A 19,551-nucleotide genomic window follows, 5' to 3' on the forward strand; every position below is an offset into this window, starting at 1 on the left:
GGGGGCGGGTGCTTTGCACCCACCGGGCGAGCGCGGGCCTCTCGGTCACGGGCTGAAACGATTTTTCTGGGGCGTTTCCTGATCCGCCCGGACCAGCGACGGGTGGATTTTTGCCGGGAATCGGGGCAAGAGGGGCGCGGCGCAGCTGAGGGCATGTCATGAAACTTTGGGTCGGTCTGGGCAATCCGGGGGCGAAATATGCGGGCAACCGGCACAATATCGGCTTCATGGCGCTGGATCGGCTGGCCGAGGATCACGGGTTCAGCGGCTGGAAGCGCAGCTTTCAGGGGCTGATCGCCGAGGGGCGGCTGGGCGACGAGAAAGTGCTGCTGCTGAAACCCGAGACCTTCATGAACCTCTCGGGGCAATCGGTGGGCGAGGCGATGCGCTTTCACAAGCTGCTGCCCGGCGATGTGACGGTGTTTCATGACGAGCTGGACCTGGCGCCCGGCAAGATCAAGGTGAAAACGGGCGGCGGCCATGCCGGGCATAACGGCCTGCGCTCGATCCATGCCCATATCGGCGAGGCCTATCACCGGGTGCGGCTGGGCATCGGGCATCCGGGCCACAAGGATGCGGTGGCGGGCTATGTGCTGCATGATTTCGGCAAGGCCGATCAGGCCTGGCTGGACGACCTGCTGCGCGGGATCTGCGATGGCGCGGGCGCGCTGGCGGCGGGCGATGCGGCGAAATTCCTGAATGCCGTGGCGCTGCGGGTGGCGCCGCCCCGCCCCTCGACCGGGGTGCTGGCGCAAGCGCCGCGCGCGGGCAAAACCGAAAAGCCCGCCAAACCGGCCGAGGCCGCACTGGAGGAGGACGGGCGCAGCGCGCTGCAAAAGCTGGCCGACAGGTTCCGGGGCTGAGCGCCAGAGGGCGCCCAAAACCGATGGCCCCCAAAACCGATGGCCGGCCGGGCATGACACCCGACCGGCCATTGTTGTGACAGTTCTCTGCACCTTGAGGGCCGAACGGGCCAATACTCGCATCACTCACGCCACGGGCCTGCCCCTTGCGGGGTCACCGCGTCCCGACCGATACTTTCACAGACACAACATTTCTCACTCGCACACCTGAAGCCGGACGCTCACACACACAAAAACCGAACATACTGACAAGACAGGCAATGTGTCTCCGGTGCCGCCTCTGGGGCGACGGACGGACCTTGCGGCCCCTCCGTCAGACGGACCGGAGACCTGCAAGGAGGCTTGGCCGGCCGGGACAGGCTTGCACCCACCCCCGCCGAACCTCGCCCTGCACAGCCTTTTCCCGACGGGGAGCCGGAAGCCGGATGCACAGGGGGGCGCCGCTGCACCGAAACGGCGCTGCGTCCTGCCAGACACTCGCACACCGCCACTCGTTACTTTGGCAACCACGCCCCAACCTTGCACTCAACACACTCATACGTTCATCAGTCGGCCCTGCCGGGGGCGGCGTTCAAAATTTTTGTCGTTTTTTCTGAAACTTGGCGAAATACACCCATGGCGAAGGATGCCCTAAAAGCAACTATCGCCAAAGTTGCCGGATAGCGGGCCAGAATTGTAAATTTCATGGCAGTTCGCCGGGCCGTTCTCTGGCTAATCGGGGGCGAACCTTGCTATGGTTGCCGTCTGATCTGGGCGGAACCTGATGGGACATGTGTTTCTGAGTCGTCTGCCCGTCCTGTGGCCGGGCCTGTTATCTGTCGCTTTGGGTTTTGGGGCCCCGGGCCTTCTGGGCTTTGGCATGGCCACACCCGCAGGCGCGCAGGCGCGGCTGGGTGCCGTGGCCGAAGGCGGCACGCTGCGCCTGCCGCTGGCGGAAACCGTGCCGCTGTCGCGGCTTCGGGTCGAGATTGACGGCATCGCGGTGGCGGCGGGCCTGCGGCTGGCGGGGCGCGACCTGCTGGTCACGCTGCCGCCCGGCCTGCAAGGCGCGAGCCATGACATCACGCTTTATCGGGTGGAGCCGGGCGCGGATGTGGAGCTGGGCATCTGGGCCTTTGAAACCCCGAGCGGTGCCACCGAGGTGACGCTGACCGGGCGGATCGAGGCGGGGGTGCAGGCGGGGCCAGAGGGCACGGCGGGGCTGTTGCAGGGCAGCGGGCGCATCGGCTTTTCGCGCGATGGCGGGCGCTGGCGCGGGGCGCTGGGCTTCCGGCAGGATCAGGAGGATGACAGCCGCAATCCGCGCAGCGAGATCACCGATTATTTTCTGGAACATCGCGGCGCGCTATGGGGCGATGCGCTGATCGCGCGCATTGGCACGCAAGAGCCGCCGGGCGAGACGCTGGCGATGGATGACAGCGCTAGGCGCGGCCTGTCCCTGCGCCTGCAAGACCCCGGCGGGCGCAGCGATGTGATGCTCTTCGCGGTCTCGCCCAATGCGGTATCGGGGCGGCGCAATCTGACCGGGCTGGAGGATCAGGGCGATCTGGTGCGGGGCGTGGCGGCGCGGGTCTTGCCGCTGCCGGGGCGCGGGGTGCAGGCCGATCTGCTGGCCTATGCGGGCCGCGCCGAGGATGGCGACCGGACGGCCCGGGTTGCGGGTCAGGCGCTGCGGCTTTCGGGGCCGCTGGCGCTGTTGCCCGGCGGGTCATTCGAGCTGGGCTATCTGCAAAGCCGCCATGAAATCGCGCTGAACGGCTTTCCCGAGACGCGGCAGGATCAGGCCTTTGCCGCCGAGATCGGCATGGCGCTGCTGCCCGAGGGCGACGAGCGCAGCCTGACGCTGACCCTGGGCGCCGATCGCACCGGGCCGGATGTGATCTTGCCGCTGAACCCCGATCTGACCGCCGATGCCGATCAGGCGGGGCGCGAGATCGGGCTGTTGTGGCAATCGGCCTTCTGGCAATGGGAGGCCAAGGCGCGCCGCGCCGAGACCAATCTGGACGGGCTGGAGGCCGAGCGCAGCGATGCCCTGCATGACTATGGCTTTGACCTTTATTTCCTGCCCGATGATTTCACCGGCGGGCCGCTGAACGGGATGACCTTCTTCCTGTCGCTCGGGCGGGAGGATCAGCGCTGGCTGCGCGGCGGCGGGCCGGATGGCAGCGGCGCGTCCGAGGATTTCCGGCTGGACAGTCTCAGCCTTGGCATGGACAAGTTTCAGCCCGATTACGCCTGGGCGCTCAGCCTCACGCGGGAGGCGCTGCGCCCGGCCTCGGGCGCGGATGAGACCGATCTGGCGCTGGAGGGGCTATATGCCTGGACGCCGGATGACGCCACCACCCTGACCCTGGCCGCCGAGCTGGGGCAGTTGCGCAAACCCGGCAGCCGCTACAACCGCCTGTCGCTGGAGGCGGGCTATGGCTGGGATCTGGCGCCCGGTCTGTGGACGGGTTTTGTCGAGGCGGGCTGGCAGGAGGATCAGGACCCCGAGGCCGAGGAGGGCGCCTATTTCGGCGCCGAGCTGGCCCGGCGCCTGTCCCCCGCCACCGAGCTGGTGATGCGCGCCGATTACGGGCGCGGTGCCGAGGCGCCCGATCTGGCGGAGGATGGCGGCTGGGTGATGGGTCTGACGCTGCGGCATGATCTGGGGAGCAGCAGATGAGTGCCGCGCCCGGTCTGGAGGCGCTGCTGGCCCGCGTGGCGGCAGGCGACCGCACGGCGCTGGCGGCGCTGTATCGCGCGCTGGAAAAGCCGCTTTACCGATTTGTGCAGGGAAAATTGAACGATCCGGCGCAGTCAGCCGACCTAGTTCACGATGTTTTTCTGGAAGTGTGGCGCAATGCGCCCCGGTTCGAGGGCCGCTCGGCGGCGAAGACCTGGGTGTTCGGCATTGCCTATCGCAAGGTGATCGACGTGTTCAGGGCACAGGCGCGGGTCAGGTTGACCGATGAAATTCCCGAGGCGGAAGATGACGCCCCGGCGGCACTGGATTGCATGGCCGCAGGTCAGGCGCAGGAGCGGCTGCGCCATTGCCTTGACCGGCTGAAGCCCGAGCATCGCGCCGCCATCAACCTCGCCTTCTATGAGGATATGGGCTATCGTGAGATTGCGGAGGTGACGGCGGTGCCCGAAGGCACGGTGAAAACCCGCATCTTCCACGCGAAAAAGCTGTTGCAGCATTGCCTTGGGCAATTCGGGATCTCGGAGGGCCAGGGATGAACGGACTGACACGCGAGGATGTGGCCGGGCGGTTGCCCTTTGCGGTGAATGGCTCGCTGGCGCCGGAGGAGGCGCGCGAGGTCGAGGACTGGCTGGCGCGCGACCCGGATTTGCAGGATGATGCGGGCTTTCTGACCCGGCTGCGGGCGCTGATGCGGGCCGAGCCGCTGCCGCAGACCGGCACCGAATTTGCGCTGGCGCGGCTGATGCGCGATCTGCCGCCGCAACAGGCGCCGGCGGGTCCGGTGGCGCCGGCGCGCTGGCAGGGCTGGCAGGCGCCCGCTTTCGCCGCCGGGATCGCGGCGCTGGTCGCGGGGCTGGGCACGGCGGCGCTGATGCGCCCCCCTGCCCCGGCAGAGGCGCCAATTTACGAACAGGCCCCGGTGTATGAACAGGCCTCGGGCGATGCGGCGGAATTGCCGCGCCTGACGGTGACCTTCGCCCCCGAGGCGCGGCTGGCCGAAGTCTCGGCGCTGTTGCAGGCGCAGGATCTGCTGATCGTGGACGGTCCGGGGGCTCTGGGCCTGTATCGGCTGGAACTGCCGCCGGGCGCCGATGCGGCGGCGGTGGCCGCGGCCTTGGCGCGCGCGCCCATCGTCGCCTCGGTGGAGGCGCCGGAATGAGGCTGCGCGCGGCGCTGGCCCTCGCCCTGGCCCTGCTTGCCCCGCCCGCGCTGGCGCGGGACTGCGTGGCGCCGGGCGATGTGGTGAATGCGCCGCTGCGCACGGTCTTGCAGGCCGGGCTGGAGGTCGATGACCTGAACCTGCGCCTTGATTTCGACGGGATCACCATGCCCGTCAAAATTCTGGCGCAAAGCCGCAACCGGCTGCGGGTGCGGATGCCGCTGCGGGGCGTGCCGGGCGATACGCTGTTCTGGCTGCGCCATATTCCCAAGGGCGGCGGGCGCGACATCATTCTGACACAAGGGCGCACCTGCCCGCGCGACGGGCCGATGGCCGCGCCGCAGCGCGGGCCGCGCCGCCCGCTGGAACGCGCGACGGCCAGCGATGTGGCCGCCCCCAGCGGCGCGCCGGAATATCTGCTGGCCGGGCGCAGTGCCGCCATGGGCGCCGCCGAAGCCTTGTTGGCCGAGGCGGGGGCCGAAGTGCTGCGCCGCACCGAGCTGGGTGGCCTTGGGCTGAAGATGCTGGCGGTGGATCTGCGCGGCACCATGACGCTGAACCAGCTGCGCGGCGCGCTGGCCCGGCGTGGCGTGGCGGCCAAGGCCGACCGGCACACCGTCTATCGCGCGGCGGCGGGGCCGGACAGCAAGACAGCAGACGCCTCGGGCTATGCGCTGCAAATGGTGGGGCAACGCCCGGATGCGGTCTGCGCGTTGGGGCGGCAGGTGCGCATCGGGCTGATTGACGGGCCGGTGGATACCGGGGTGCCCGCGCTGGCCGGGGTGCCGGTGCGTTCGACCTCGGTGCTGTCGGGCGGCGATCATCAGGGCTCGGCCGATCATGCCACCGGGATTGCGGCGCTGATCGCCTCGCCCGGCGGCAGCGGCGCCCCGCCCGGCATCGCGCCGGGGGCGCAGATCTATTCGGTGGTGGCCTTTGCCCGCACCGGCGGGCGCGAGGTGGCGCGGCTGGAAAACATCGCGCAGGCGCTGGATTGGCTGATCGAGAGCCGGGTGGAGCTGATCAACATGTCGCTGACCGGGCCGGAGAATGAAACGCTGGCCGAGCTGATCCGGCTGGCCGATGCGCGCGGCATCGTGATGCTGGCGGCGACCGGCAATGGCGGGCGCGAGGGTGTGGCCTATCCGGCGGCGGACCCGCGGGTGATTGGCGTGACGGCGGTGGATGCGGCGCGGCGGCTTTATCGCAAGGCCAATACCGGGCCGGGGGTCGATTTCGCGGCGCCGGGGGTGGATGTGCTGGTGCCGGGGCGTGGCGGCAAGGCCAGCTATCGCAGCGGCACCTCTTACGCCTCGGCGGTGGCGACGGCGGTGGTGGCGCAGATGATGGCACGCGGCACCCGCTCGCGCGAGGGGCTGCTGAGTGCGCTTGGTGCCGCAGCCGAGGATCTGGGCGCGCCGGGGGTGGATACGCAATTCGGGCGCGGGCTGATCCGGCTGCCGGGCGGCTGCTGAGGGTCTTGGGCTGCGGCGGCCGGAAGCAGGAACTCCCGGCCTTTCGAGAGCGGTGTGGGCGCGGTGCCGCCTGACCGAGGCGATGGCCTCGGTCAAACTTGCAGCCTCAAGCCGGATCGAAGCTGTAGCCAAAGCGCGCGATGTCTTCGGCGCAGAGCTGGGCCAGCAGGGCCGCGTCGGCCGCGCTGTAAAACGGGCGCCAATCGCGCGGGCGGTCGCTTTCATTGGCGCGCGGCACCGGGCCAAGGCGCAGATGGGCATGGGCCTCGAAGGGAGCGAGGTCTTCGGCCAGATGCTCCAGCCGCAGATAGGCGGAGGCGCGCTCCTCCCCGAAACGGTTGGTCATGTGGCGGCGCGCGGGCCATGCGGCGAGGCTGGCTTGGCTATGGGGGTGGTTCAGGAAGCCGCTGAAATCATGGGTTTTCGCAAGGCCCACGGCGGGATGGGCGAAACTTTGCCCGCGCAGCCAGTGATAATAGCTCACCACCCGGTCCCATGGGTTGCGCACAAGGGTGAAGGTGAAGAACGTGGCGATCTCGTCATCGGTGGCCAGTCCCGCAATGTCGGAGAGCGTGGCGTGTTTCCACAGCCGCCCCTGCGCGCGTGTGCCCTGCCAGCGGGCCTTGCGGGCGCGGGCCTTGGGCGTATCGCCGATGAGGATGTCATCCTTCATCGCGCGGGATTCGAGGGCGAGGGTCAGCGCGGTGCCGCCGGTTTTGGGAATATGGATGAAGATGAAGCGGCGCCCGCGCGACAGGATCATGGCAGCGCATTGGGCAGCGGGCGGCCCTCGGCGAAGGCGATCAGGTTCTCGACCGCCATCAACCCCATGGCGGTGCGCACCTCCAGCGCAGCGGTGCCCAGATGCGGCAGCAGGGTGACGTTTTCCAGCGCTTTCAGCGCCTCGGGCACCACGGGTTCCTGTTCATAAACGTCCAGCCCCGCGCCCGCGATCTGGCCGCTTTGCAGGGCCGCGATCAGGGCGCTTTCATCCACCACATCGCCGCGCGCGATGTTCACGAGGATGGCATGCGGCCGCATGAGGCCCAAGGCACGAGTGTCGATCAGGTGGCGCGTCTGCGGCCCGCCCGGCACGGCCAGCACCACAAAATCGGCCTGCATGGCTGTTTCAAACGGCAGTTGCGTCGCCGGAAAATCGAGGGCCAGCGGGCGGCGGGCGTGAAACACCACTTTCATGCCAAAGCCGAAATGGCAGCGCCGCGCGATGGCCTGGCCGATGCGGCCCATGCCGATGATCGCCACAGTCTTGCCGCTGACATGCTGGCCCAAGAGCTGCGTCGGGTGCCAGCCCTGCCACTGACCGGCGCGCAGCAGACGCTCGCCCTCCCCTGCCCGCCGCGCGGTCATCAGGATCAGCGTCAGCGCAATATCCGCCGTGGCCTCGGTGACGGCGCCGGGGGTATTGCTGACCGCCACCCCCGCCGCGCGGGCCGCGGCCACGTCGATATGGTTGAAGCCCACGCCGAAATTCGCCAGCAGCCGCGCGCGGGGCGGGGTGGCGAACAGATCGGCGCTGAAGCGATCGCCTAGGGTGGGCAGCACAAGGTCATACTCGGCAAGGGCGGCCTCAAGCTCTGCGGGCGTCAGCGGCAGGGTGCTTTCGCGCGCCGTCACCTCGAACCGCGCGCGGGCGGCCTGCATCACGGGCTCGGGCAGCGGGCGGGTGATCAGCAGCCGCATCAGAACAGCCGCCCGCCCAGCGGCACCTCATGGCCGGGGCCGATCAGCACCACCTCGCCGCTTGCATCCGGCAGGCCCAGCACCAGCACCTCGGAGCGCACCGGGCCGATTTGCCGGGGCGGAAAGTTCACCACGCCAAGGACTTGCCGCCCGATCAGGGTTTCGGGCGTGTAATGCGTGGTGATCTGGGCCGAAGACCGGCGCTCGCCGATTTCGGACCCGAAATCGACCCAGAGTTTGAAGGCGGGTTTGCGCGCCTCGGGGAAGGGCTCAACCCGGGTGATGCGGCCCACGCGGATGTCGACCTTGGCGAAATCATCGTAGGTGATGGTCATTGGCCCAGCTCCCGCCCGCGCTCGGCGGCGGCCTTGACGGCGCGGACCATCAGGGGGGGCAGGCCGGTTTCTTTGTCCATGAGAACGGAGAGGGCGGCGGCGGTGGTGCCCCCCGGCGAGGTGACGTTGACGCGCAATTGCGACGCAGATTCAGCGGCTTGGTAAGCAAGTTCGCCCGCGCCGCAGACCGTGGCCCGCGCCAGTTGCATGGCGAGATCAGCGGGCAGCCCCTCGGCCTCGCCCGCCTGCGCCAAGGCCTCGATCAGGTGGAACACATAGGCCGGGCCAGAGCCGGAGACGGCGGTGACCGCATCCATCTGATGCTCGCCCTCCAGCCGCACCACCTGCCCCACGGCGGCCAGCAGCGCCTCGGCCAGCGCCAAGTCAGCCTCCGAGGCATGCGCATTGCCGGTGATCGCGGTAATGCCGCGCCCGACGGCGGCGGGGGTATTGGGCATGGCGCGGATGATCGGGGTTTGCGCGCCGAAAGTGGCCTCGAAACTGGCAATGGTGGTGCCTGCGGCGATCGACAGAAACACCGTCGCGCCATTGCCAAGCGCCGCCACCTGCGGCAGCGCAGCGCCCATCATCTGCGGTTTCACCGCCAGCAACACGATGGCGGGCGCGGCGGGCAGGCCCGCATTCAGATGCACGCCGGTGGATTTCAGCCAGTCGGAGGGGTGCGGCTCCAGCACCCAGATGGCGGCGGGCGGCACGCCCTGCTTGAGCCAGCCTTCCAGCATGGCCGAGCCCATCTTGCCACAGCCCAACAGCACAAGGCCTTGATTTCGCACACGTTCCAGCATCTTCGCCCCCGGTTTCTCTGCGCCAGATTAGGCAGCAGAGGGGCGGGGCGCAATGGGGGGCGTCAGGCCCTGCCCCAGGCCTCGGAGATGGCAACGCCCATGGCATCGGCGGGTGCGCGCTCGCCCCAGGCGACCAGCTGGAAAGCCGGGTAAAAGCGTTCGCAGCCCGAAATCGCCTCGGAAATCATGTGGTTGAGCTGCGCAGGCCCCGCCACGGCCCCGCCCGCCAGCGACAGGCCGTAGCGCCAGACCATCAGCTTTTGCTCGGCCCAATAGGTGAAAGCGCCGGCCCAGACCTGATCGTTGCAGCGGTTCAGCACATCGTATAGGGCGGGCAGACGGGCCTCGGGCGGCTCCATCTCGAAGGTGCAGATCAGGCGCAGGGTCTCGTCCTGCGGCGACCAGGCAAGGGTGATCGCATAGCTGCGCCACAGCCCCTCAACTGCCATGGCGATCTGGTTGTCCGTGACGCGGTCAAACTCCCACTGGTGGTCAGCGGCCAGTGTCTCCACCAGATCTATGGGGTGGAGATCGTCGGTGAAGAAAAGGTCTTCAGCAAGCGACATTGCACGGCCTCTTGATACGGCATGTTGCAGTCTGCGGACCACAAGCAGCAGGGAAGCGGGCAAGTTACAGCGGAAGCCCGGATGCCCCTTACTAGATATGGTGGGGCCAAAGCGGAAGTGTGTAAAGCGATTTGTGGGCAAATCTTCTGTGGGTAACTGCAAGCGCCGCCTGTGTAGCGTGACGGCGAAATCTGCAGAGTTTTACACTGAAACTTGCAGCAGAGCAGTTTTGCGCTGGGCGGGTTTCTAGCGGGTTTTGGTGGGGTGTAAAGGGTGACCCGGCGGGTCACTTGCGGCGGTTCCACTCGGCGCAAATGGCGTCATGAGCCTCTGTAAAGCTGGCCCCAAAAGATACCTTCACCAGTTCACGCGGCTTTCAGGAATGCTAGGGCAGAGGCCGCATCTGAAAAAACCTCGCTTTGGCCGCGCTCGGGATCGTGGAGGCGCGCCAAGCCCCGGAAGTGATCCGAGGCCTCGGTCAATGCGTTGATCTCCTGCTCCAGGAGGGCATCGATCTGATCGGCATAGTTCTGCAGAAAGGCTCCACCCTCCGCCGAGATCATGGCCGCTTTGCGCGCCTGCTTTCTCAGCGACGTCACGAAGGGGGCATATTCACCGGCGCTTTGCTCGGCGCGCTTCGCAAGGCTCTGCGACAACCGTAGCAATCTCTGGAGATGTCCGGCTTCCAGCGGAATGGTCTTGAGCATTTCTTCCATCTCGTGACGTTGCTCTGCGCCCTGGGCGAGCCAAAGGCGCAAGCCTTTGCGAAAGTTGGCCAGCAGATTGCCAAGGTGGGCATCATGGTCCCGCTCGGTTTCCATGTCCCCGAGGGTCAAGACCAGTCGTGGCGCCCCATGAAAATGGTCGACACTGGCATCGAGGGCATCGGTCAATTGATCCAACATGAAGAAGCTCCATAGGCCTGATGGGGAGAGTATCATTGAGCGGCACTGTTCCCAAGTGCCTCGAGAGGGCCGATCAATTCCAAAGCAGCGAATTTGGGGGGGGTAAAGGGTGACCCGGCGGGGACCGCCGGGGACAGGATCAGAGGCCGGTTTCCACCTCGACGGCCTCGAGCAGCAGATCGACCCCGAGGGGGGCGAGGGCGCGGCGCCAGAGGGTTGCGGGGGTGTCCTCGGGGTGGATTTGAACAGGTCTTTGCAGGGGCGTTAAACGGCCCATGACCGGCGGGCCTCCGTCGATCTGATCGGTGAGACGATAGACCGTGCCGCCGGTCTCGGACACGCCCGCTGCCAGCGCATCCCGCACCGCATGGCGGCCCCTGAAGGCCGGGAGCAGCGAGGGGTGATAGCCGATGCCGCCCCGCCGGGACCAGCGCAACAGCCAGCCGGGCAGGATGCGGAAGCTATGGGCGCAGACCACCAGATCGGGGCGCCATGGCAGATCGGTCGCCATCAGCGCCACAGGATCAGGCTTGGCCGTCCAGGGCAGGCCGAGGGCCTCGGCGGCGCGGGCGGCGCGATCCTCGGCCGAGGGTGCGACCAGCGCCAGATCGAGGGGCTTGGCGGCCAGCCGCGTCAGCACCTCGGCCCCGAGCCAGCTGGAGGCGAACAGGGCGATGCGGGGGCGATCATTCGACATAGCGAAACCCCTGCACGGCCCGGAAATGCCCGCCATAGCCGCTGCCCGGCGCCTTCCAGCCACCCTGCTCGGCCGAGCGTTTGAGCGATGCCATCGACTTGGCCTTGCAACCGCCCATCAGCTCGGCCGAGACCTGCGCCCAGAGCGGGTCGCGGCGCAATGCCGCCGCCAGCCCCGGATGCGAGGTGTGGAACAGCGTCGGCATCGGCTTGCCGTAGCGGTTCACCCCGCGCCGCCACAGGGCCGCCACTTCGTTCAGGAAGCGCAGCCCCAGCCCGGCGCCCTGCCATTCGGGCAGGATCACCAGACGGCAGGCGCGGGCCTCCTTCAGCCCCGGCCGGGTGGAAAAGCAGACATGCGCCACCGGCTGCCCGTCCACAAAGCCGACGTAATAGATGGGCGCGACCATGGCGGGCAGCTTCAGGTAGTGATGCGGCTCAAAGCCGGGCCAGAAGGCGGCGCTGGTCTGGTGGATGTCGAGGGCGAGGCTGGGCGGCCGTCGAAGACGCCTCCAGCGGAACGTGCCGTCGCGGGTGTCGATCACCCAGTCGGGTTGCAGCCAGTCGGTGACGTCCTCGTGGCAGGTGACGGCGACGAACTGGCCCTTGCCGCCGCGCCGCCACGCCTTGGCGAAAGCGGCGGCGCCGATCCGCGCCACCCCGCGGTCGATGGTCGAGGTGAACTCATCCACCAGCGCGAAGCCCGGTGCCTCGCACAGGATGCGGGCGAGGCTGGCGCGGAACTGCTCGCCATTCGACAGGTGGTGAAACGGCCGGAGCCAGCTGGGCACGCTGCCCAGCCCCACGGCGGCCAGCGCGGCGGTGACGGCGTCGAAATCGCCCTCGGGCGCGAGGGCGTCGATCAGCGGCAGGTCGGGCCAAGGCCGGGGCGCGGCCTCCTGCCCGAACAGGGCCTGCGCCAGCGAGGTCTTGCCGGTGCCCGAAGGCCCGACAATCAGCCCGATGCGCCAGGGCTGCGCCTCAAGCGGCGCGTCGATCTCCAGCCGGAAATCTGCATCTTCCACGATGTTGAACAGGCTGGAGACGCGGGCGGCGCGATAGCTGCCGGGCAGCGGGGTGCGGTGATGGATGCTGACCTTCATGTCACCACCACGCGCGGTTTGTAGCCGAGGCTGGTCAGGTGATCGAAGGCGGCGATTTGCGCCGCCTCGCTCTCGGTCACGAGGATGACGCCATATTGCTGGCGATAGCGGCGGCCCTTGGGAATGCCGGGCGCGCCCGGCGGAAGGGGTGGCAGGTCAAGTCTTGCACTGGTGCGCATGTTCGGAGCCTTCAGCATCTGGGCGCAGGGGGCGCTCGGGGGGAAGGGCTCGGACCGGCCTCAGAATGTTCATGGCCCGGCAACGCGGGCATTTGATGGAAAGGGCGCCGGTCAGCGCCCCGTCCTGCATCTTGAATAGCAACCGCGCGCAGGCGCAGCAACGGACCTCTTGATCCGGCATCGGGAATCACCTCTTAGGTGGCGCTCCCCTGCAGGGGACGGGAGCGGCCAGAAGGTGACTGGTGGTCGGCGGGGAGTGCCTGAGAAACAGACCCCGTGTCGGAGGGTGTTCGCGCACCCTCTGGCCTCCCGGTCAGCGGCTTAGAGCGCTTCGCGGTGGATTTGGGCGGGGCTGCGGGCGGGGGCGCTGCGGAGGGTGGCGACGCGCCAGGACACGGTTTGCCCGGCGCGGAACAGCCAGACATCGCCGCCGTTCAGGCGCAGACCGCGCAGGTCGGCGGCGTTTGCGGGGGTCTCGGCCGTCACGAGGACGGGCAGCGCGTCGCTGCGGTTTTGCCAGGCCTCATCTGCGGTCAGCAGCACGGATTGCCACAGGTCGGTCGCGTCAATCATGGGCATGTCATGCCTCGCCTTTCTTGCCTCGGAAACTGGTGATCAGGCCCGCGCCTGAGAGGGAATGCGTGACGCTTTCGAGGTGCCATTCGCCATTCAGCTCGGGCGGGATCAGGCCGGTGACACTGGCGGAGGCCCCACCGAGGAGGCCGGGTTCAAAGCCCGAGAGCGTGGCATCCAGTGTCATGGCGGCGCGGGCGGCGCCCGACAGGGCGGCTTCGGCGGCGCGGGTGGCCTCGGCCTCGGTGGCGAAGGGGTGGCGGATCTTCTTGAGGGGCGTGCCCTGCCCCAGCTTCACCTTATGGGTGGTGCCGGTGGCGGTGTCGGTCCATTCGGCCTCGGCGGCGCGCCAGATCGCGCGGCCCTCGAACTGCCAATCCCAGTCGGAGAAGCGCCAGCGCGGCAGGACCGGCGGGGTCAGGGCGTCGCCTGCGGCGGTCTTGCCTTCGCCCCGCCGCTGCACGATCAGCGCGCCGCCCGCCGGTTTGGCGGTGGCATCCAGCGTGGCGGCGATGCGGGTCAGGAAGTGCAGGTTCGACTCGGCGGTCTGGGCGAGGTAATCCCAGACCTTGCCCGCGACACTCTCGCCCACCACGGCGCGCAGGCCCGCCTCGCCCGCGATGGTGCCGACGATGTCGCGCAGGCTCTTGCCCTCCCAGCCTCGGGTGCGCGGCGCGCGGATGTCGCCCTTCAGGTCGGCGGCGGTGGCGGTGATCCGCATGGTGAGGCGCGGGCCGGAGCCGGAGACCCCATCCACCGCATAGACCCCCATCAGCGACAGCGGCAGGCCGCGATAGCCGAGCGAGACCTCGATCCGCGCCTCGGTCTCGGGGAAGGCCAGCCGCCCGTCGCGGTTGTCGAGTTCCAGTTCCAGCCGGTCGGCCTTGCGGCCATCCTCATCGGTGACGGTCAGCGAAAGCAGCCGGTCGGCCACGGCGCCGGTGGCATCCGCGCCCGCCACCATGATGCGGAAGGCCGGGATCATGTGCGCCCCCAAAGCCGGATTTGGCCGCGCGCCACGGGTTCGACCGGGGCGACGCCGGGCAGCTGGATCAGGACACCCGCCGGATAGACCGGGCCGAGATCGGCCAGATGCGGATTGGCCGCCAGCACGGCGGGCAGATGGGCGGCCGAACCCAGCTGCACATGGCAGATCGCATCCAGCATGTCGCCTTCGAGGGTGCGATAGGGGATCATGCCAGATCGCTCCCATAGGCCTTGAGGCTGGTGGTGAACTCGATCTTGCGCGGCGCGCCATCGGCCATGAACAGGCTCTTGCGCTCTTCCACCCCGGTGATGACCCAACGATCCCAGACCCAGCCCATGCCATCGACAAGGATCCTCCCCCCTTCAGGAGGTGCGGCCCCGGTCCGGCGCCTTGGCAATTGCGCGGGATCACGGGATGGAGCGCGCGGGGACGGGTGCCTTCGGGGGTTGCCTCACCGGGAAAAATGCCTAACCTGCCGGTTCCAGCCCGGAGGTGCCGATGACGCCCGAATTCCTGTTGACCGCTTTCATCGTCTGCGTGACGCCCGGCATCGGGGTGGTTTACACCCTGTCGATGACGCTGGGCGGCGGCATGCGGGCCGGGGTCTTTGCGGCTTTGGGCTGCACGCTGGCCACGATCCTCCATCTGGGGGTGGCGCTGGCGGGGCTCGCGGCGCTGCTGCTCAGCTCGGCCTTGCTGTTCCAGACCGTGAAATATGCCGGTGTCGCCTATCTGCTCTGGATGGCCTGGGCCGTGCTGCGCGATCAGGGCAGCCTCAGCATCGCCCCGGCGGCGCCCGCCCCTGCCGGGCGCATTCTGGCGCGCGGCGTGATGCTCAATATCCTCAACCCGAAACTGCCGCTGTTCTTCGTGGCCTTCCTGCCGCAATTCCTGCCGGCCGAGGGCGCGAGCCTGGCGCAGATGGCCGAGCTGGGCGCGGGTTTCTCCGTCATGACGCTGCTGACCTTCCTGCTTTACGCCGCCCTCGCCGCCTCCGGGCGCCAGACCCTGCTGAAATCGGACCGGGTGATGGCCTGGCTGCGCCGGGCCTTTGCGGCGAGCTTTGCCGCCCTGGGCCTGCGCCTTGCGATGGAGCGTGCAGCATGATCCCGCGGGGCGCTGCGCTGTTTGGCATTCTGGGCCTTGTGCCCTTCCTCGCGCTGGCCTCGCTGGCGCAATGGCAACCCGCCGCGCCCGTGCTGGCGGCGCTGAGCGAGGGCGACTGGCTGCTGCTGCATTACGCAACCGTCATCCTGTGCTTCATGTCGGGGGTGCTTTGGGGCTTTGCCACCCGCGCCGAAGGGACCGAGGCCGCCATGGCCTATGCTTTGGCCGTGTTGCCCGCGCTGTTTGCCGCCATCGCGCTGCTGCCGCTGCACGGCTATCGGGTCGAGGCGCTGATGGCGGGTTTCGCGGGCCTGCTGGTGCTGGATTTCTGGTTCTGGAACGAGGGGTTGGCGCCGCTTTGGTGGATGCGCTTCCGGGCGCTTCTGTCCATCGTGGTGCTGGCATCCCTGGGCGCCGCGCTGTAAGGCAGGGCGACCAGCAAGGGGGGCCATGATGCCACAGCTTTTCGCCTATACTGACGGCGCCTGTTCCGGCAATCCCGGCCCCGGCGGCTGGGGGGTCTTGCTGCTGGCGCGCGAGGGCGAGGTGGTGGTGAAGGAACGCACGCTTTGCGGCGGCGAGGCCGAGACCACCAACAACCGGATGGAGCTGCTGGCGGCGATTTCGGCGCTGGAGACCCTCGCCCGCCCCTCGGAGATCGTGGTGGTGACTGACAGCGCCTATGTGAAGAACGGTGTGACCGGCTGGATTTTCGGCTGGAAGCGCAATGGCTGGAAGACCGCCGACAAGAAGCCGGTGAAGAATGTCGATCTGTGGCAGCGGCTGGATGAGGCGCAGGCGCGCCACAAGGTCGAATGGCGCTGGATCAAGGGCCATGCGGGCCATGCCGAGAACGAGCGCGCCGACGAGCTGGCGCGCGAGGGCATGGCGCCTTTCAAGAAAAAGCCCGCCGCATGATGGGGGCGGCATGACCCTGCTGGTGGCGCTGGATTTCGCCTCGGTCGCGGTGTTTGCGCTGACCGGGGCGCTGGTGGCCAGCCGGGCGCAGCTTGACCTTGTGGGGTTCATCTTCATCGCCTGCCTGACGGCGCTTGGCGGCGGCACGCTGCGCGACATGCTGATCAACCGCGATCCGGTGTTCTGGATTGGCCAGCCCGGCTATCTGGCGGTGGCGAGTTTGGCCGCGCTGGTGGTGTTTGTGGCCGCGCCCCGGCTGGAGAGCCGCTACCGGGTGTTGCTGTGGCTGGATGCCTGCGCGCTGGCGGTGGCGGTGCCTGCCGGGGTGGGCGTGGCACTGGGCGCGGGGCTGGGCTGGCCGGTGGTGCTGGTGATGGGGATGATCACCGGCTGCATGGGGGGCCTGATGCGCGATGTGGTCTGCAATGAGGTGCCGCTGGTGCTGAAAGCGGGCGAGATCTATGTCACCGCCGCCTTTGCCGGGGCGCTGGCGGCGATTGCGCTGACGGCGGCGGGCCAGCCCTTCGCGCTGCTGGCCTGCGCGGCCGTCACCTTTGCCTTGCGGGCCGGTTCGGTCGCCTTTGGCTGGCGCCTGCCGGTCTACCGCCCGCGCCCGCCGCGCGACGGGCTGCGCTGAAAAAGGCTCGGCGGGAATGGCCTCGGCCATCGCCGAGGCCACGCGATACAGGGGCCGCTATCCGCCGGTGGCCCCAAAGGCCACCGGCCAGCGCCCGTCCCGCCCATGGCGGGCGCTTCGCCCCCGCCGGGCCGGGCGCCGGCCTCTGCCGGTCTGGCGGACAGGGTCTTGCGGTGCCGGGGTCTCTGCCGGGCGGGGGAAAGCGGTGCTTTCCCTGATCCGCCCGGTCCTGCGGTCCTCGGCCATACCCCCTTCCCTGCCCCGCCAAACCCGCTACACTCTCCGCCCATGGCCCGCAGAAAACTGATCCCCGACGCCGCCGTCTTTGCCGAAATTCACCGCCTTCTGGCCGAGGGCGGCGAGCGTGCGGTGTCTTTCTCTGCCGTGGCGCAGGCCACCGGCCTGGCCGGGCCAACGCTGGTCCAGCGCTTTGGCGCGCGTGAAGACATGCTGCGCGCCGCCCTCACCGCCGCCTGGGACCGGCTTGATGCCGAAACCCGGCTGGCCGAGGCCGAGGCGCCGCTGAATGCCAAGGGCGCACAGGCGCTGCTCAAGGCGCTGGATACACTCACCCTCGCCCTTCTCGCCGCCGATTTTCGCGATGAACCGCTGCGTGCCCGGGCCGAAATCTGGCGCGCGCAGGTGGAAACCGCCCTTGCGCTGCGCTTGGGCGGCGGGGCTCAGGGGCGCGAGGCGGCGGCCATCCTCTTTGCCGCCTGGCAGGGGCAGATGCTGTGGCAGGCCGCAGGCGGCAAGGGCTTCCGGCTGAAAGAGGCGCTGAAACGCCTTACTTCCTGAAACTCTGCCAGGCCCAGATCAGCGCCATCGCGCCCAGAATGGCGCCGATGAACATCAGCCCCGATCCCATCACCTTGGCGATCAGCCGCAGCACGAACCACGAGACCCCGGCCCCCACCACACCCAGAAGCACGGTGGTGATCACATCCAGTTGCACCCGCATGAAGCGCGTGGCGAGAAAGCCCGCCGCCGCGCCGATGATCAGGATCAACAGAAAATTCATCGCACACCGCCTTCTGAACGCGCCTCAGCCCGCAGACTGCCGCAAGCCTGCCCCGCTGTCCACCGCCATCGCCGCCGCGATCCGCGCGAAATCCGCAGCACTCAGCGCCCGCAGGCCAAAGCGGAACACCATGCCCCAGGCCGCCTCGCCGCGCGTCAGGTCCAGATCGGCCAGCATGGGCCGGATCGGCGCCCAAGGGGCCGCCACCCATTCCACCGCCCGGCGCCACGGGCAAAAGCCCGGCGCCATCTCCACCTGCCAGACCTCCGGCCCGGCTACATGGCCCAAGGCGGTGAAGGCCTGCACCGCCGCGCCGCCCGTCATCGCCTGACGCGGCGAGTAAATCACCACCCCGTCACCCGGCCGCATCCGCCGCAAGGGCGCCGCCTTGCCATGGCAGGCCTGCACGATGCCCAGGCCTTTCCCCCGCGCCGCATGATCGGCCGAGGCCGTCACCACCCAATATTTCTGTTCCGTTTCAAGCATGTGAGGGCTCCCTTCGCCGTCACATTGCCCGATGCCCCCTGACAGAAGCTGTCAGCATCAGCCCAGCCGCTCCGGCAAGGTAAACCCGCGCAGAAAATCGCCCGGCGCCATCGGCTTCTTGCCCTCGCGCTGCGCCAGGGTGATCTCCACCGCACCCGCGCCGCAAGCCACCGTCAACCCGTGCAGCACCTGCCCCGGCGCGCCCGCGCCCGGCACCACGCGGCTCGCCAGCAGCTTCACCCGCTCGCCCGCCACCTCGCACCAGGCGCCGGGAAAGGGCGAAAGCCCGCGGATCAGCCGATCCACCTGCACCGCAGATTGCGCCCAATCCACCCGCGCCTCGGCCTTGTCGATCTTGGCGGCATAGCTCGCCCCCTCGGGCTGCGCCTCCGGCACCAGCGCGGGCAGGCGCGCCAAAGCCTCGCCGATCAGCCGCGCGCCCATCAGGCTCAACCGGTCATGCAGCGCGCCAGTGGTCTCCTCGGGCCCGATCGCCACCGCCGCGCGCAGCAGCACCGGCCCGGTATCCAGACCCGCCTCCATCTGCATGATGCAAATGCCGGTCTCCGCATCGCCCGCCATGATCGCGCGATGGATCGGCGCCGCCCCGCGCCAGCGCGGCAAGAGGCTGGCATGAATGTTCAGGCAGCCATGGCGCGGCGCGTCCAGCACCGCCTGCGGCAGGATGAGGCCATAGGCCACCACCACCGCCACATCGGCGTTCAGCGCGGCAAACTCCGCCTGCGCCTCGGGCGTTTTCAGGCTGACCGGATGGCGCACCGGCAGGCCAAGCGCCTCGGCCCGCGCCTGCACCGGCGAGGGGCGATCTTTCTTGCCGCGCCCCGCCGGGCGCGGGGGCTGGCTATAGACGCAGACCACCTCGTGATCCCGCGCCAAGGCCTCCAACACCGGAACCGAGAAGTCCGGCGTGCCCATGAACACCACCCTCACCCGCGCCTCCGCAGCTTTTCCGCCTTTGCCAGCAACATCTTGCGTTTCACCGGGCCAAGATGATCAAAATACATCTTGCCGTTCAGATGGTCGATCTGATGCTGCACGCTTGTGGCCCAAAGGTTCACGAAATCGCGCTCCTCCACCTCGCCCGCCGCGTTCAGAAACCGCACCGTCACCGCGCGCGGGCGGCTGATCACCGCCGAGACGCCGGGCAGATTGGGGCTGGCCTCCTCATGCTCGCGCGGCTGCACCGATGCGTGCAAGACCTCGGGGTTGGCCATCAGCACCGCCTGCCCGCGCTCGGGCGAGCAATCCACCACCGCTAGCCGCAGCATGACCCCGATCTGCGGCGCGCCCAAGCCATAGCCCGGCATCGCCTCCATCGTATCGACC

General features: G+C 68.7%; 29 protein-coding genes. 10 read left to right on the plus strand and 19 right to left on the minus strand.

Features of this window, described 5'->3' with window-relative positions:
• Positions 1–158 precede the first annotated feature (158 nt).
• Positions 159–863, plus strand: coding sequence for an aminoacyl-tRNA hydrolase (gene pth / locus JNN06_RS16765; protein WP_291240735.1), 705 nt, complete (start codon positions 159–161; stop codon positions 861–863).
• Positions 864–1,408: 545 nt separating this feature from the next.
• On the opposite strand, the gene JNN06_RS16770 is transcribed toward pth, so the two are convergent.
• Entirely contained in the window at positions 1,409–1,549 is a 141-nt protein-coding gene (locus JNN06_RS16770; RefSeq protein WP_291240736.1) for a hypothetical protein, read from the minus strand.
• A gap of 173 nt (positions 1,550–1,722) precedes the next feature.
• Here JNN06_RS16770 and JNN06_RS16775 point away from each other — a divergent pair, with 173 nt between their 5' ends.
• From JNN06_RS16775 to JNN06_RS16790, 4 genes are read left to right on the plus strand one after another with little or no spacing between them, the layout of a single operon-like run.
• Positions 1,723–3,528 (plus strand): hypothetical protein, encoded by a 1,806-nt coding sequence (locus JNN06_RS16775; protein ID WP_291240737.1) that lies wholly within the window; start codon positions 1,723–1,725, stop codon positions 3,526–3,528.
• Positions 3,525–4,085 carry a sigma-70 family RNA polymerase sigma factor gene (locus tag JNN06_RS16780; protein ID WP_291240738.1) on the plus strand — a complete coding sequence of 187 codons (561 nt, stop codon included), beginning with the start codon at positions 3,525–3,527 and terminating at the stop codon, positions 4,083–4,085. Before JNN06_RS16775 ends, JNN06_RS16780 begins: the two co-directional genes overlap by 4 nt.
• Positions 4,082–4,708, plus strand: coding sequence for a hypothetical protein (locus tag JNN06_RS16785; protein WP_291240739.1), 627 nt, complete (start codon positions 4,082–4,084; stop codon positions 4,706–4,708). The genes JNN06_RS16780 and JNN06_RS16785 overlap by 4 nt, the downstream gene beginning before the upstream one ends.
• Positions 4,705–6,183 (plus strand): S8 family serine peptidase, encoded by a 1,479-nt coding sequence (locus JNN06_RS16790; protein WP_291240740.1) that lies wholly within the window; start codon positions 4,705–4,707, stop codon positions 6,181–6,183. Before JNN06_RS16785 ends, JNN06_RS16790 begins: the two co-directional genes overlap by 4 nt.
• A gap of 106 nt (positions 6,184–6,289) precedes the next feature.
• Here the strand turns inward: JNN06_RS16790 and JNN06_RS16795 are convergent, their stop codons facing one another.
• The 14 genes from JNN06_RS16795 to JNN06_RS16855 all read right to left on the minus strand — a co-directional run bounded on the left by JNN06_RS16795 (position 6,290) and on the right by JNN06_RS16855 (position 14,372).
• Positions 6,290–6,946, minus strand: coding sequence for a sulfotransferase family 2 domain-containing protein (locus JNN06_RS16795; protein ID WP_291240741.1), 657 nt, complete (start codon positions 6,944–6,946; stop codon positions 6,290–6,292).
• Positions 6,943–7,884: a D-glycerate dehydrogenase gene (locus tag JNN06_RS16800; RefSeq protein ID WP_291240742.1), complete on the minus strand. Its 942-nt coding sequence runs from the start codon at positions 7,882–7,884 to the stop codon at positions 6,943–6,945. Before JNN06_RS16800 ends, JNN06_RS16795 begins: the two co-directional genes overlap by 4 nt.
• Entirely contained in the window at positions 7,884–8,219 is a 336-nt protein-coding gene (locus tag JNN06_RS16805; protein WP_291240743.1) for a tRNA-binding protein, read from the minus strand. Before JNN06_RS16805 ends, JNN06_RS16800 begins: the two co-directional genes overlap by 1 nt.
• Positions 8,216–9,025, minus strand: a complete 810-nt coding sequence (gene proC, locus JNN06_RS16810) for a pyrroline-5-carboxylate reductase (RefSeq protein WP_291240744.1) — start codon at positions 9,023–9,025, stop codon at positions 8,216–8,218. The genes JNN06_RS16805 and proC overlap by 4 nt, the downstream gene beginning before the upstream one ends.
• A 62-nt stretch (positions 9,026–9,087) precedes the next feature.
• Positions 9,088–9,591 (minus strand): YbjN domain-containing protein, encoded by a 504-nt coding sequence (locus JNN06_RS16815; RefSeq protein ID WP_291240745.1) that lies wholly within the window; start codon positions 9,589–9,591, stop codon positions 9,088–9,090.
• Positions 9,592–9,956: 365 nt separating this feature from the next.
• Positions 9,957–10,496, minus strand: a complete 540-nt coding sequence (locus tag JNN06_RS16820) for a hypothetical protein (protein WP_291240746.1) — start codon at positions 10,494–10,496, stop codon at positions 9,957–9,959.
• 139 nt (positions 10,497–10,635) lie between these two features.
• Positions 10,636–11,193, minus strand: coding sequence for a formyltransferase family protein (locus JNN06_RS16825; protein ID WP_291240747.1), 558 nt, complete (start codon positions 11,191–11,193; stop codon positions 10,636–10,638).
• Entirely contained in the window at positions 11,183–12,295 is a 1,113-nt protein-coding gene (locus JNN06_RS16830; protein WP_291240748.1) for a GNAT family N-acetyltransferase, read from the minus strand. Before JNN06_RS16830 ends, JNN06_RS16825 begins: the two co-directional genes overlap by 11 nt.
• A complete protein-coding gene (locus tag JNN06_RS16835) occupies positions 12,292–12,492 on the minus strand; it encodes a hypothetical protein (protein WP_291240749.1) in 201 nt (66 codons plus the stop codon). Before JNN06_RS16835 ends, JNN06_RS16830 begins: the two co-directional genes overlap by 4 nt.
• Positions 12,452–12,655 carry a Com family DNA-binding transcriptional regulator gene (locus JNN06_RS17670; protein ID WP_366813006.1) on the minus strand — a complete coding sequence of 68 codons (204 nt, stop codon included), beginning with the start codon at positions 12,653–12,655 and terminating at the stop codon, positions 12,452–12,454. Before JNN06_RS17670 ends, JNN06_RS16835 begins: the two co-directional genes overlap by 41 nt.
• 140 nt (positions 12,656–12,795) lie before the next feature.
• The gene (locus tag JNN06_RS16840; protein ID WP_291240750.1) at positions 12,796–13,053 is read right to left on the minus strand and encodes a hypothetical protein; all 258 of its coding nucleotides are present in this window, start codon (positions 13,051–13,053) and stop codon (positions 12,796–12,798) included.
• A gap of 1 nt (position 13,054) precedes the next feature.
• Positions 13,055–14,032 carry a contractile injection system protein, VgrG/Pvc8 family gene (locus tag JNN06_RS16845; protein WP_291240751.1) on the minus strand — a complete coding sequence of 326 codons (978 nt, stop codon included), beginning with the start codon at positions 14,030–14,032 and terminating at the stop codon, positions 13,055–13,057.
• Complete coding sequence (locus tag JNN06_RS16850) at positions 14,029–14,244, minus strand: tail protein X (RefSeq protein WP_291240752.1); 216 nt, start codon at positions 14,242–14,244, stop codon at positions 14,029–14,031. The genes JNN06_RS16845 and JNN06_RS16850 overlap by 4 nt, the downstream gene beginning before the upstream one ends.
• Positions 14,241–14,372 (minus strand): phage tail protein, encoded by a 132-nt coding sequence (locus JNN06_RS16855; RefSeq protein WP_366813009.1) that lies wholly within the window; start codon positions 14,370–14,372, stop codon positions 14,241–14,243. The genes JNN06_RS16850 and JNN06_RS16855 overlap by 4 nt, the downstream gene beginning before the upstream one ends.
• Before the next feature lie 161 nt (positions 14,373–14,533).
• Between JNN06_RS16855 and JNN06_RS16860 the strand changes: the two genes are divergently transcribed.
• The 5 genes from JNN06_RS16860 to JNN06_RS16880 all read left to right on the plus strand — a co-directional run bounded on the left by JNN06_RS16860 (position 14,534) and on the right by JNN06_RS16880 (position 17,495).
• The gene (locus JNN06_RS16860; protein WP_291240754.1) at positions 14,534–15,142 is read left to right on the plus strand and encodes a LysE family translocator; all 609 of its coding nucleotides are present in this window, start codon (positions 14,534–14,536) and stop codon (positions 15,140–15,142) included.
• Positions 15,139–15,567 carry a DUF3429 domain-containing protein gene (locus JNN06_RS16865; RefSeq protein ID WP_291240755.1) on the plus strand — a complete coding sequence of 143 codons (429 nt, stop codon included), beginning with the start codon at positions 15,139–15,141 and terminating at the stop codon, positions 15,565–15,567. Before JNN06_RS16860 ends, JNN06_RS16865 begins: the two co-directional genes overlap by 4 nt.
• A gap of 28 nt (positions 15,568–15,595) precedes the next feature.
• On the plus strand, positions 15,596–16,060 hold the full coding sequence (rnhA, locus tag JNN06_RS16870; RefSeq protein ID WP_291240756.1) for a ribonuclease HI: 465 nt from the start codon (positions 15,596–15,598) through the stop codon (positions 16,058–16,060).
• 10 nt (positions 16,061–16,070) lie between these two features.
• On the plus strand, positions 16,071–16,697 hold the full coding sequence (locus tag JNN06_RS16875) for a trimeric intracellular cation channel family protein (RefSeq protein ID WP_291240757.1): 627 nt from the start codon (positions 16,071–16,073) through the stop codon (positions 16,695–16,697).
• Between the two features lie 288 nt (positions 16,698–16,985).
• Positions 16,986–17,495, plus strand: a complete 510-nt coding sequence (locus JNN06_RS16880; protein WP_291240758.1) for a TetR family transcriptional regulator — start codon at positions 16,986–16,988, stop codon at positions 17,493–17,495.
• Here the strand turns inward: JNN06_RS16880 and JNN06_RS16885 are convergent.
• The 4 genes from JNN06_RS16885 to JNN06_RS16900 all read right to left on the minus strand — a co-directional run.
• Entirely contained in the window at positions 17,485–17,718 is a 234-nt protein-coding gene (locus JNN06_RS16885) for a GlsB/YeaQ/YmgE family stress response membrane protein (protein WP_291240759.1), read from the minus strand. The two genes, JNN06_RS16880 and JNN06_RS16885, sit on opposite strands and share 11 nt — an antisense overlap.
• A gap of 24 nt (positions 17,719–17,742) precedes the next feature.
• On the minus strand, positions 17,743–18,204 hold the full coding sequence (locus JNN06_RS16890) for an EVE domain-containing protein (protein ID WP_291240760.1): 462 nt from the start codon (positions 18,202–18,204) through the stop codon (positions 17,743–17,745).
• Between the two features lie 57 nt (positions 18,205–18,261).
• Positions 18,262–19,155 (minus strand): methionyl-tRNA formyltransferase, encoded by an 894-nt coding sequence (gene fmt / locus JNN06_RS16895; protein ID WP_291240761.1) that lies wholly within the window; start codon positions 19,153–19,155, stop codon positions 18,262–18,264.
• On the minus strand, positions 19,152–19,551 hold a 400-nt coding region (locus JNN06_RS16900; RefSeq protein WP_291240762.1), incomplete at its 5' end, for a peptide deformylase. The genes JNN06_RS16900 and fmt, both read right to left, overlap by 4 nt.

This window comes from Gemmobacter sp., from assembly GCF_016792925.1.
GTDB lineage: Bacteria > Pseudomonadota > Alphaproteobacteria > Rhodobacterales > Rhodobacteraceae > Gemmobacter.